This is a genomic window from Bacillus sp. LQ16 (assembly GCF_057784645.1).
Genome location: NZ_CM173491.1, coordinates 32,501 through 44,215, shown reverse-complemented (window position 1 = coordinate 44,215; position 11,715 = coordinate 32,501). Strand labels below are relative to the sequence as shown.

Genomic DNA, 11,715 nt, shown 5'->3' with positions numbered 1-11,715 from the left:
TTATTGTAACACTTCATCATTCACATTTATTTTCTTCATCACTTCTACTAGTGTTTTTTCAAAATAAAAAAGAACAGGTTTCCCCATTCTTTTTATTCAACACCAAATAAAGCTTTTGCATTTTTGGTTGTCATTTCTGCTACTTCCTCATAAGAAACACCTTTTAAATTCGCAATTTCTTCTGCTACGAGTTTTACATAACTCGGTTCATTTCGTTTCCCTCGAAATGGATGCGGCGTTAGATATGGACAATCCGTCTCTATTAACAATTTCTCTAATGGAATCTCCGTAGCAACCTCTTTCGGCTTTTTAGCGTTTTTAAATGTAACTGGTCCGCCTAACGAAATTAGAAAGTTCATATCAACACATCGCTCTGCTACTTCTACGCTGCCGCTAAAACAATGCATAATGCCTCCTACTTCAGCTGCATTCTCTTCTTTTAGAATATCAACAATATCTTGAGTTGCATCGCGATTATGTATAATAATCGGCAATTTCACTTTTTTCGCTAATGCAATTTGTTTACGAAATACATCTTTCTGTATTTCTTTTGGAGACTTATCCCAATGATAATCTAAACCCATTTCTCCAAGTGCAACGACTTTAGGATGAGAAGCAAGTTCTTCTAACCAAGCTAAATGTTCTTCTGTCATGTCAATTGCATCAACTGGATGCCATCCAACCGCAGCGTAAATAAAATCATAAGCTTCAGCTAATTCCATCGCCTTTTTTATCGTTACTTCATCAAAACCAACAACAACTGTATAAGTAACTCCCGCTTCTTTCATTCGGGCAATAACTTCTTGCAAATCTTCTTCAAATTGCTCTGCATTCAAATGCGAATGTGTATCAAACAACATAATACATAACTCCTTTTATATTGAAATCCAGTTTATTCTACAAAAATAAGTTCTTTAATAACTTAACGATAACAATACTACAATCTTAATGCAAAAATAGAGAATGTAAAAAGAAAAAAGACGCTTCACACATGTTACACGTGAAACATCTCTTTTCTTGTCTTAATTACTTGATTTTTGTACCATTTGGTAGATTTTGGTCAATTGATGCTAATGACAATACGCCATTCTCTTCACCCGCTAAAATCATACCTTGCGATAATTCACCGCGTAATTTTACAGGTTTTAAGTTTGTTACACAAATAACCTTTTTACCTTTTAGGTCTTCTGGCGAATAGAATTTTGCAATTCCAGAAACAACTTGACGCTTTTCTGTGCCTAAGTCTAGTTGAATTTTTAACAACTTGTCTGCTTTTTTCACAGGTTCAGCAGATAGTACTTCAGCTACGCGTAATTCTACTTTAAAGAAATCATCAATTGTAATTTCTTCTGCCTTCGGCTCTTCTTCTTTTTTCTCTTCTACTTTAGGGGCAGAGCTTTTCATTTGTTCTTTAATGTACTCTACTTCCACTTCTATTTCTAAACGAGGGAAAATCGGGTTTCCTTTTTCTACTTTTGTTCCAGCTGGAATACAGCCAATTGTAGATAGACTTTCCCAAGATTTATGAGCCTCATCAGTAAGGCCAAGCTGAGCAAACATCTTGCTTGGTGCTACTGTTAAGAATGGCATAAGCATAATACCTGTTTGACGAAGTACTTCTGCTAAATGAGCCATTACGGAAGCTAACTTTTCACGATCATTCTCATCTTTTGCTAATACCCATGGTTGTGTTTCATCAATATATTTATTCGTACGACTAACCAATTGCCAAATAGATCCTAACGCTACAGAGAACTCCATATTCTCCATTGCTTCTTCTACTTTTTTCAAAGTATCTTGTGCAAACGCTACTAACGTTTCATCAAATTCTGTTACATTTGCTTTAAATGCAGGGATTTCTCCGTTAAAGTACTTATCAATCATAGCTACTGTACGATTTAATAAATTACCTAAGTCATTTGCTAAGTCGAAATTAATACGCTCCACAAATCCTTCTGGTGTAAATACGCCATCAGATCCAAATGGAACTTCACGAAGTAAGTAATAACGTAATGCATCCAATCCATAACGATCGATTAATGTAACTGGATCTACTACGTTTCCTTTTGACTTACTCATCTTTCCATCCTTCATTAAAATCCAGCCATGAGCAAAGACTTTCTTTGGAAGAGGTAAATCTAATGCCATTAAAATTATCGGCCAATAAATTGTATGGAAACGAACGATTTCTTTCCCAACTAAATGCACATCTGCAGGCCAGAATTTTTTATATTTCTCTTCATTTGCTGTTCCATAACCTAACGCCGTAATATAGTTAGATAATGCGTCAACCCATACGTAAATAACGTGTTTTGGGTTACCAGGAACACGAACTCCCCAGTCAAATGAAGTACGAGAAACTGCTAAATCTTCTAATCCTGGTTTAATAAAATTATTAATCATTTCATTTTTACGAGACTCCGGCTGAATGAAATGTGGATTATCTTCATAGAACTTTAATAGTCTGTCGACATATTTACCCATTCTAAAGAAATAAGATTCTTCACGAACAAGTTCTACATCATGACCACTATCTGGGCTTTTCCCTCCAACTACTTTGTCACCTTCCATAATTGGATCTACTAATTGATGCTCTGTATAGAACGTCTCATCTTGTACAGAATACCAACCTTCATATTCATCAAGATAAATGTCACCTTGATCTACTAATTGCTTAAAGATTTTTTCGACAACATCTTTATGACGATCTTCAGTTGTACGAATAAAATCATCATAAGAAATATCCATCTTCTCCCAAAGCTCTTTAATTCCTGCAACAATATTATCAACATATGCCTGTGGCGTAATATTTAACTCTTCTGCTTTCTTTTGGATCTTCTGTCCATGCTCATCAGTTCCTGTTAAATAATGCACATTATATCCTTGCATACGCTTATATCGTGCCATCGCATCTCCTGCTACTGTCGTATAAGCATGTCCAATGTGTAATTTTCCACTTGGATAATAAATTGGGGTAGTAATATAAAAGGACTTATTTTCCTCTGTCATTGTTTTGGACCTCCCGAATAACCTCATATGTATTTATAAACAGTATATCAAAAACTCATATATAAAGTGAAACTTTAATCAGTGGGGTTTTTCTTCATCCCCACTGATTATTAGCCCACATCAATCGGGCTTTTACGAGCAGCCCGAATCTCACTTATCTTCTTTAAGCCAACCTAATTTTGAATTCTGGGTCTTAATGCTCGATATCTTTATCATCTATTGCTCATATTTCAAAAAAATATACAATCTCCACTTGAAATTTGTTATTTTTTTCTGAAAATATTGTAAATAATTGTGGAATTTCCTCTCAATCTATTATATATAAGAAATAAGAAATCTATAAATCTTTTTAAAAAATATAGAATTTAAGAATTGACGGAAATGTAAATGATTGGTATCATATGTCCATAGGGTATTTTGTCGAAAAATGACGAATCTAAAAATAGACTCGAAACTTATAAACTATTTATTTAGGAGGAAAAAAATTATGAAATCTACTGGTATTGTTCGTAAAGTTGATGAATTAGGTCGTGTAGTAATTCCAATCGAATTACGCCGTACTTTAGGTATTGCAGAAAAGGACGCTCTTGAAATCTATGTTGATGACGAAAAAATCATCTTAAAGAAATATAAACCAAACATGACTTGCCAAGTAACTGGTGAAGTATCTGACGGTAACCTTTCTTTAGCTGAAGGTAAAATCATCTTAAGCAAAGAAGGCGCTGAGCAAATCTTAAACGAACTTCAAGATTATATCGAAACAGCAAAATAAGCTTCTCAATTATGAGAAGCTTATTTTTTATCGACATGATAGATTTGATATACATCTCTTTTCGACAAATCTCGATCTTTAGCGACTGTTTTAATCGCTTCTTTTGAATTCATACCTTTTTCATTTATATAGTGTTCAATATGATCATATACTGAAAGAGATTCCCACCATTGTTCTTCTGGAGCAGGTTCTTCTGTTGAACCAGCTACTAAAATACAAAACTCACCACGTACTTCATTTTGCTTCGTCCACTCAATTGCTTCTTGAATTGTCCCTCGAATAAATTCCTCAAATTTTTTCGTTAACTCTCGACACAATACAATCTCTCTATTTCCCAACACTTCCTGCATCGAAATTAAAGTATCATCTAAACGATGAGGCGCTTCATAAAACATCATTGTAGTTTGTACATAACGAAGCTTTTCTAACTCCATCTTCCGTTCCTTTTTGTTTCTCTGCAAGAAACCATAGAAATAAAACTGCTTTGTTTCAAGACCGGATGCAATTAATGCTGTAAGGGCTGCATTTGCTCCAGGAAGCGGAATTACATGATATTGCTCAGCTACTGCCTCAACAACAATATCGTAACCCGGATCAGAAATACACGGCATACCAGCGTCACTAACAAGTGCTACATTCTTTCCATCCTCTAACTTCTCTAATATTCTCTTTCCACTTACTTCTTTATTATGCTCATGATAACTCGTGACAGGTGTTTCAATTTCAAAATAATTACAAAGTTTTTTCGTTTGTCTCGTATCTTCAGCAGCAATTAAATCAACTTCTTTTAAAATTCGGATTGCACGAAATGTCATATCTTCTAAATTTCCAATAGGAGTTGGTACTAAATATAAAACTCCCTTTTCATTTTGTTGAAAGCTTTTTTGTTGCCACATAGCGTTCTCCTTTTTGCATATATGCCTCTTTTTGTTTTCTCGTTAATTGCTTAAAGTAATACTCCGCTTGCATAGCTGTACGCTTATCATCATGGGTCTCTACATATTTTAAAACGACAGGAAGCCTGACGCGTGTATACTTAGCTCCTTTGCCGCTATTATGAGTCTGTATTCGTTTTTCTATATGGTTTGTATATCCAGCATAATAACTTCCATCAGAGCACTCTACCACATAAAAAAAATGCTTATTCTTCTCCATATAAAATTGAACGTATCTCCTTTGTATATTCGTTATTGTTCTCATATACAACGAGAGGTGGTAAAATTTTTAAATCTGCATTTCCATCCTTAATTCCTTCAATTAACAATGTATTTGCTTCTTTTCCAACCTTAGGATAAACAAATCGCACACGCTTTGGTTCAATTTTATATTTACGCATTAATGTGACAATGTCGAGTAATCGCCCTGGACGATGTACAAACGCCACTTTCCCACCTTGTTTTACTAACTGACTACTTGCAGATACAACATCTTCTAATGTACACATAATTTCATGACGAGCTATCGCTAAATGTTCATTCATATTTTTCTCTGAAGTTTGAGGTGTTTGAAAATATGGTGGATTACATGTAACAACATCATATTGATGACGTCCGAGTTTCTCTGGCATATCTTTCAAATCTCCATGTATGAGGTGAATTCTTTCTTCCAGCCCATTATATTGAACACTTCTTACTCCCATATCATATAAGCGTTCTTGAATTTCCACACCAGTAATCTTTCCTTTTGTTCTTGTACTTAATAGAAGGGGGACAACTGCGTTACCTGTACACAAATCAAGTAAATTCCCCTTTTGAATTGGTACCCATGCAAAATCTGCCAGTAAAACAGCATCTAAAGAAAAATTAAATACTGATGGGCTTTGTATAATCTTCATGTCTTGCGCTAATAAGTAATCTAAACGTTCATCTTCATATAAATTCATATACTGCTCCTTTTCTTACCCTTAACCTACCCTATTTCATGTATAAAAAATTACCTTTCCAATTATAATTGGAAAGGTAATTTCACTTTTTATTTAAGAATGACAGACAGAACAAACAATCTCCCTCTTTACGTACACTTCCATAATGTAGATTGCAAATATGAAAACCTTCTTGATACAGTCTCGCTAAATTGTCATAGCCTTCACCAATATCTGTTTTCGGCTTCACTTCTTTACGCTTTTGAGTTTTTTGTTTTTCTTTATTCTGCACTTCTTCAAAACGGTGTCGCAAATTGTTATTTTCCATTTTTATATGCTGGTTTTCTTCCAACAACTCTGCAAGATGCTGTTTTAACTCTCCCAACTGTTTGTATAAATGTCCAATTTGCTCTTCCATACTAGAAACCGATTCAAAAATATCTTTTTTCTCCACAAGCACCCACCTCATTAATCTGTGGTTTGACTCGAAACGACCCCTTTATTCACTAACTCATCTAACGTATATTCTACTATCCGTTCCTTGTCTACTAGTTCCACTTGAATTAATCTTTCTAAAATATTTAATCCGATCACACGGCCAGTACCATGCGGGGTTTGTATACGTTGATCTAAATCAGGAAGTTGTTCCTTTGCTGCCTCATATTCATCATTCTCATATTTTAAGCAACACATTAAGCGACCACATAAACCAGAGATTTTTGCAGGATTTAATGATAAATTTTGATCCTTTGCCATTTTAATGGATACAGGTTCAAAATCTCCTAAAAAAGTAGAACAACAAAGCATACGACCACATGGACCAATACCACCTAGCATCTTCGCTTCATCACGAACACCAATTTGTCTTAGTTCAATTCTTGTTCTAAAAATTGCCGCTAAGTCCTTCACTAGTTCGCGGAAATCAATCCGACCATCCGCAGTAAAATAGAAAATAATCTTATTACGATCGAATGTATACTCTACATCTACAAGTTTCATATCAAGATTATGCTCTACTACCTTTTGCTGACAGACTTGATATGCTTCTTTTGCAGCATGTTTGTTCTCTTCAACAATGGTACGATCATTTTCATTTGCAATACGAATAACCTTTTTTAGCGGTAATACAACGTCGTTTTCATCAACTTGCTTTTTGGTAATAACTACTTTTCCGTATTCAATACCTCTTACCGTTTCTACAATAACAAACTCATTTTCAGAGATATCGAACTGATTTGGATCAAAGTAATATACCTTTCCGGCCTTCTTAAAGCGAACACCTACTACATCATACAAAACGGTCATCCCTCCTGCAACCGCAACACTAACTGTTCGAACACAAGCTGCGCATTTACATTAGCGTTGATTCTATTTTTTGCCTCTAATATATTAAAGAGAGCTGATACAATGCGCTTCTGAGCATAGGAAAACGATTCAAACATCTCTTTCTGCTCATGAAAAACAAGACGATCTTCTTCTCCAAGTTGAACATATAGTAAATCCTTATAAATAAGGAGTAACATATCTAACCCTTGCTGTAATTGTTCTTTCTCTCCAAAGTGTTTTCCCCATTTTTCTTGTACAAAAAAAATAGAGGTTTTATCTTTTTCGAGCGCTTCACATAATTTTATCACTAAAGCTCGTGCTTGTGCAAACCATTCATCACTACATAAAGCTAAAGCTTCATCAAAACTATTTGTGAGTTGAGCAGCAAGTGTCGATAAAGATGCTGTAATACCTTCTTCCTGTAATCTTCTAATTAAAGATTCTGTAGGTAACGGTCTAAACGTAACAACTTGGCAACGAGATAAAATCGTATTTAAAATTTGATGACTTTGTTCAGTAAGTAAAATAGCGGTTGTATCACTACTTGGTTCTTCTAAAAATTTCAAAAGTGTATTTGCCGCATTTGCCGTCATACGATCTGCGTGCTCAATAATATATAATTTTTTATTTGCCTCTAATCCTGTTTTTGAAAACTCTTCTTGTAAATCATGAATTTGCTGCTTCTTAATAGATAATCCGTCTGGTTTTACAATATGTAAGTTAGGGTGGTTACCTGAATCAATTCGCTTACAATTTGTGCATACATGACAGGGCTCTACTCCATTCCGCTGAGAACAGAGGAAACTCTTTGCCATTTGAATTGCTGTCGCAAACTTTCCCGTACCTTTCCCTCCCTCTAACAAGTAAGCGTGGGATATACGCTCTTTTGCAATGCTATTCATCAACATTTTTACACCGATGGGTTGTATAGCAGAAAGCTGCTCCCACGTCTTCATCATAATGCATACCTCACTTATTTCATTCTTTCCTTCTATTATAACAATTTATCTTCTATAATCTGAACAACTTCTTCTATAAGTTTTTCCATCGGCTGATCAGCATTTACCAATACAATACGCTCCGAGAAACGTTCTACAACTTGTAAATACCCTTCGCGCACACGTTTATGGAAAGAGATATCTTCCATATCTAGTCGATTTACTTCACGTCCTGCATCTTTTTCAATCCGAGCCAAGCCAACCTCAGGCTCAATGTCTAGATAAATTGTTAAACTAGGCATACAGTCCTCTGTTGCGAAACGATTTATTTCAAATACCTTATCCATACCCAATCCTCTTGCATAGCCTTGATATGCTAAAGAACTATCTATAAAACGATCACATAACACGAGATAGTTCTCATTAAGTGCTGGCATAACTTTTTCTACTAAATGTTGTCTGCGCGCAGCAGCATAAAGAAGCGCTTCTGTACGTGCTTCCATCATCGTATATTCTTGTTTATGTAAAATCGTCCTAATGTCCTCAGAAATTGCAATACCACCTGGTTCCCTTGTCGCCATTACCTTTTGTGCTTTTTGTTCAAAATATGGCAATAAGCTTTTAATTAACGTTGTTTTACCTGAACCTTCTGGGCCTTCAATTGTTACAAATAATCCCTTCATCCTAAAACCTACTTTCTATATCATACACTTTCATATATTTCGTATTACCTTGAAAACGAGCTCCTGCTCTCTCTAAATACATAATTTGCTCTTTATGCTCTGAAGTAATTCTCTCTCCATACATAACCAATGGAATCCCAGGTGGATACGGAATCACCATTTCCGCCGCTATCATTCCAACAGCCTCTTCTATAGATACTATCCTTGTTCCATATCTTTCTAGTTGTTTATACGTATACGGCAACGGAGAGAATTCACCTTTATAAGTATAACGAATAGATTCCCTCTTGTCTTTCACGTCATAATGTTGCAATGCTACTCGGATCATCTCTATAACCTTCATATACCCCTCATTTGCTTGCAGGGGTAAAATAAATAGGACATTGTACGGATCAGCCATCTCTGTATATATACCGACCTTTTCAAATACGGACTGTAATTCGTACCCTGATAACTGACAACGAGTTTGTACGGTAACCTTTAACTCGTCTTGCAACGGATATTCTAAAATGGCGATTTGGGGAATAGAACGTAACCGTTCCTTAAATCTCCGTAAAAACTCAACAATTTCACCATGACCTTCTTCTTTTATACGCGCCATTGTAAAGCGTGCTATATCCAAGGAAGCCATAATTGGATACGATGGACTACTAGATTGTAGCATACTTAAATAAGTAGTAACCTTCTCTTCGTCTACTAAGTAACTATTTATATGTAAATAGGAACCCATTGTCATTGCGGGTAATGTCTTATGTGCAGAATGCACTACAATATCTGCACCATATGTTAACGCTGATTTCGGGAATGGTTCTCCTAAACAAAGATGTGCCCCATGTGCCTCATCTATCAAAACAGGGATTTCATGTGCATGTGCAAAAGCGATGCTTGCCTCTAAATCCATGCCCATACCATAATAATTAGGATGCGTTAGAATGAGTGCTTTCGCATTTGGATATTTTCCAATTGCTTTCTTAATAATTTCATTACGAACTCCCACTGGTACGTTATAAGTTTCATCAATCCATGGATCTAAAAAAATGGGATTTGCTCCCGCTAGTTTTAAACCATTAATAATTGATTTATGACAATTTCTTTGTACAAGAACAATATCATGTTCCCCACAACAAGACAAAATCATCGCTAAGTTCCCGACTGTTGAACCATTAATTAAAAAATAACTTCTCTTTGTATCATACAATTCAGCCAATAATTGTTGTGCCTCATCTATACATTCAAACGGACTATGCAAATCATCTAGTCCTGCTAACTCAGTTACATCAATAGATAGAATATCTTTAAACTCTCTTATTGCCTTCTGAGGGAAGTTTAAACCATTCTTATGACCTGGGACATGAAAGGATAACGGCCCTCTTTCTTTAAACTCGATTAACGCCTCATATAAAGGCATATGATTTTGATTCATCTACATCTCTTCCTTATTATTCATTCTCCATCTATTATACAGAACAAAAAAAATAATAGGCATATGCCTATTTAAAAATATGATACTTCTAATTTTCGAAGTTGCTTTAAATAATGTATATATTTCGGATCATCTGTCTCTGTATTCACCATATCCTTTTCACATTCATAACATATTAAATTATTATAAACATATATACCTTCTTTTCTTTTTGTCTCACAAACAATACAAACTTCACTTTGTAATTTCATAACCTTCCCTCCCTATTTAAGTGAACCTATTTTATACTTCTAATCCTTAACAATTTCCAGAAAAATATACACCCATCTCTTATATAATATGATTAACTCTTGGGCAACGTGTTTGTATTACCATTACTTCTTTCCCATTCTTTTTAACAATACAAAAAAACACAAGTCAAAAGACTTGTGTTTTTAGTTGCTTGGCGACGTCCTACTCTCACAGGGACAAGGTCCCAACTACCATCGGCGCTAGAGAGCTTAACTTCCGTGTTCGGTATGGGAACGGGTGTGACCTCTCTGCCATCATCACCAAACTATGAAGGCATATTCCTTCAAAACTAGATAACATTTGCTACATATTATATGGTTAAGTCCTCGATCTATTAGTATTCGTCAGCTCCACATGTCACCATGCTTCCACCTCGAACCTATCAACCTGATCATCTTTCAGGGATCTTACTAGCTTACGCTATGGGAAATCTCATCTTGAGGGGGGCTTCATGCTTAGATGCTTTCAGCACTTATCCCTTCCGCACATAGCTACCCAGCTATGCCCTTGGCAGAACAACTGGTACACCAGCGGTGCGTCCATCCCGGTCCTCTCGTACTAAGGACAGCTCCTCTCAAATTTCCTACGCCCACGACGGATAGGGACCGAACTGTCTCACGACGTTCTGAACCCAGCTCGCGTACCGCTTTAATGGGCGAACAGCCCAACCCTTGGGACCGACTACAGCCCCAGGATGCGATGAGCCGACATCGAGGTGCCAAACCTCCCCGTCGATGTGGACTCTTGGGGGAGATAAGCCTGTTATCCCCGGGGTAGCTTTTATCCGTTGAGCGATGGCCCTTCCATGCGGAACCACCGGATCACTAAGCCCGACTTTCGTCCCTGCTCGACTTGTAGGTCTCGCAGTCAAGCTCCCTTATGCCTTTGCACTCTACGAATGATTTCCAACCATTCTGAGGGAACCTTTGGGCGCCTCCGTTACACTTTAGGAGGCGACCGCCCCAGTCAAACTGCCCACCTGACACTGTCTCCCGGGTCGATAAGACCCGTAGGTTAGAATTTCAATACAGTCAGGGCGGTATCCCACCAGCGCCTCCACCGAAGCTAGCGCTCCGGTTTCAATGGCTCCCGCCTATCCTGTACAAACTGTACCAAAATTCAATATCAGGCTACAGTAAAGCTCCACGGGGTCTTTCCGTCCTGTCGCGGGTAACCTGCATCTTCACAGGTACTATAATTTCACCGAGTCTCTGGTTGAGACAGTGCCCAAATCGTTACACCTTTCGTGCGGGTCGGAACTTACCCGACAAGGAATTTCGCTACCTTAGGACCGTTATAGTTACGGCCGCCGTTTACTGGGGCTTCAGTTCAGAGCTTCGCTTACGCTAACCCCTCTCCTTAACCTTCCAGCACCGGGCAGGTGTCACCCCCTATACTTCGCCTTACGGCTT

Annotated in this window: 12 protein-coding genes and 2 rRNA genes (1 of these 14 running past the window's edge); 1 reads left to right on the top strand and 13 read right to left on the bottom strand. The window is 36.9% G+C overall.

Annotated features, from left to right (window positions below):
* Nucleotides 1–92: 92 nt before the first annotated feature.
* Together AC3EMB_RS00230 and metG are read right to left on the bottom strand one after the other, a co-directional pair.
* Entirely contained in the window at nt 93–860 is a 768-nt protein-coding gene (locus AC3EMB_RS00230; protein WP_488517395.1) for a TatD family hydrolase, read from the bottom strand.
* A 166-nt stretch (nt 861–1,026) separates the two neighbouring features.
* Nucleotides 1,027–3,009: a methionine--tRNA ligase gene (gene metG, locus AC3EMB_RS00225; RefSeq protein WP_000134131.1), complete on the bottom strand. Its 1,983-nt coding sequence runs from the start codon at nt 3,007–3,009 to the stop codon at nt 1,027–1,029.
* 487 nt (nt 3,010–3,496) lie between these two features.
* On the opposite strand from metG, the gene abrB reads away from it, so the two are divergent.
* Complete coding sequence (abrB, locus tag AC3EMB_RS00220) at nt 3,497–3,781, top strand: transition state genes transcriptional regulator AbrB (protein WP_000843036.1); 285 nt, start codon at nt 3,497–3,499, stop codon at nt 3,779–3,781.
* 20 nt (nt 3,782–3,801) lie between these two features.
* Here the strand turns inward: abrB and rsmI are convergent, their stop codons facing one another.
* The 11 genes from rsmI to AC3EMB_RS00165 all read right to left on the bottom strand — a co-directional run.
* Entirely contained in the window at nt 3,802–4,677 is an 876-nt protein-coding gene (gene rsmI / locus AC3EMB_RS00215) for a 16S rRNA (cytidine(1402)-2'-O)-methyltransferase (RefSeq protein ID WP_000267824.1), read from the bottom strand.
* Nucleotides 4,646–4,936 carry a GIY-YIG nuclease family protein gene (locus AC3EMB_RS00210; protein WP_000414350.1) on the bottom strand — a complete coding sequence of 97 codons (291 nt, stop codon included), beginning with the start codon at nt 4,934–4,936 and terminating at the stop codon, nt 4,646–4,648. Before AC3EMB_RS00210 ends, rsmI begins: the two co-directional genes overlap by 32 nt.
* Entirely contained in the window at nt 4,923–5,663 is a 741-nt protein-coding gene (locus AC3EMB_RS00205) for a tRNA1(Val) (adenine(37)-N6)-methyltransferase (protein ID WP_001055355.1), read from the bottom strand. Before AC3EMB_RS00205 ends, AC3EMB_RS00210 begins: the two co-directional genes overlap by 14 nt.
* Before the next feature lie 82 nt (nt 5,664–5,745).
* The gene (yabA, locus tag AC3EMB_RS00200) at nt 5,746–6,096 is read right to left on the bottom strand and encodes a DNA replication initiation control protein YabA (protein ID WP_000412063.1); all 351 of its coding nucleotides are present in this window, start codon (nt 6,094–6,096) and stop codon (nt 5,746–5,748) included.
* A 14-nt stretch (nt 6,097–6,110) separates the two neighbouring features.
* The gene (locus AC3EMB_RS00195; RefSeq protein WP_000272429.1) at nt 6,111–6,938 is read right to left on the bottom strand and encodes a PSP1 domain-containing protein; all 828 of its coding nucleotides are present in this window, start codon (nt 6,936–6,938) and stop codon (nt 6,111–6,113) included.
* A gap of 5 nt (nt 6,939–6,943) precedes the next feature.
* Nucleotides 6,944–7,927: a DNA polymerase III subunit delta' gene (gene holB / locus AC3EMB_RS00190; protein ID WP_000978578.1), complete on the bottom strand. Its 984-nt coding sequence runs from the start codon at nt 7,925–7,927 to the stop codon at nt 6,944–6,946.
* A gap of 35 nt (nt 7,928–7,962) precedes the next feature.
* Nucleotides 7,963–8,589 carry a dTMP kinase gene (gene tmk / locus AC3EMB_RS00185; RefSeq protein ID WP_000677220.1) on the bottom strand — a complete coding sequence of 209 codons (627 nt, stop codon included), beginning with the start codon at nt 8,587–8,589 and terminating at the stop codon, nt 7,963–7,965.
* A gap of 1 nt (nt 8,590) precedes the next feature.
* Nucleotides 8,591–10,012 (bottom strand): aminotransferase class I/II-fold pyridoxal phosphate-dependent enzyme, encoded by a 1,422-nt coding sequence (locus tag AC3EMB_RS00180; protein ID WP_488517394.1) that lies wholly within the window; start codon nt 10,010–10,012, stop codon nt 8,591–8,593.
* Nucleotides 10,013–10,083: 71 nt separating this feature from the next.
* Nucleotides 10,084–10,263, bottom strand: coding sequence for a sigma factor G inhibitor Gin (locus AC3EMB_RS00175; protein WP_000776279.1), 180 nt, complete (start codon nt 10,261–10,263; stop codon nt 10,084–10,086).
* A gap of 189 nt (nt 10,264–10,452) precedes the next feature.
* A 5S ribosomal RNA gene (gene rrf, locus AC3EMB_RS00170) occupies nt 10,453–10,568 on the bottom strand.
* Nucleotides 10,569–10,617: 49 nt separating this feature from the next.
* Nucleotides 10,618–11,715 (bottom strand): 23S ribosomal RNA (locus tag AC3EMB_RS00165) (it continues 1,824 nt past the right edge of the window).

Coding starts and splice junctions, on each gene's coding strand:
- AC3EMB_RS00230 (WP_488517395.1), bottom strand. CDS start 860: ATGTTGTTTGATACACATTCGCATTTGAATGCAGAGCAATTTGAAGAA.
- metG (WP_000134131.1), bottom strand. CDS start 3,009: ATGACAGAGGAAAATAAGTCCTTTTATATTACTACCCCAATTTATTAT.
- abrB (WP_000843036.1), top strand. CDS start 3,497: ATGAAATCTACTGGTATTGTTCGTAAAGTTGATGAATTAGGTCGTGTA.
- rsmI (WP_000267824.1), bottom strand. CDS start 4,677: ATGTGGCAACAAAAAAGCTTTCAACAAAATGAAAAGGGAGTTTTATAT.
- AC3EMB_RS00210 (WP_000414350.1), bottom strand. CDS start 4,936: ATGGAGAAGAATAAGCATTTTTTTTATGTGGTAGAGTGCTCTGATGGA.
- AC3EMB_RS00205 (WP_001055355.1), bottom strand. CDS start 5,663: ATGAATTTATATGAAGATGAACGTTTAGATTACTTATTAGCGCAAGAC.
- holB (WP_000978578.1), bottom strand. CDS start 7,927: ATGATGAAGACGTGGGAGCAGCTTTCTGCTATACAACCCATCGGTGTA.
- tmk (WP_000677220.1), bottom strand. CDS start 8,589: ATGAAGGGATTATTTGTAACAATTGAAGGCCCAGAAGGTTCAGGTAAA.
- AC3EMB_RS00180 (WP_488517394.1), bottom strand. CDS start 10,012: ATGAATCAAAATCATATGCCTTTATATGAGGCGTTAATCGAGTTTAAA.
- AC3EMB_RS00175 (WP_000776279.1), bottom strand. CDS start 10,263: ATGAAATTACAAAGTGAAGTTTGTATTGTTTGTGAGACAAAAAGAAAA.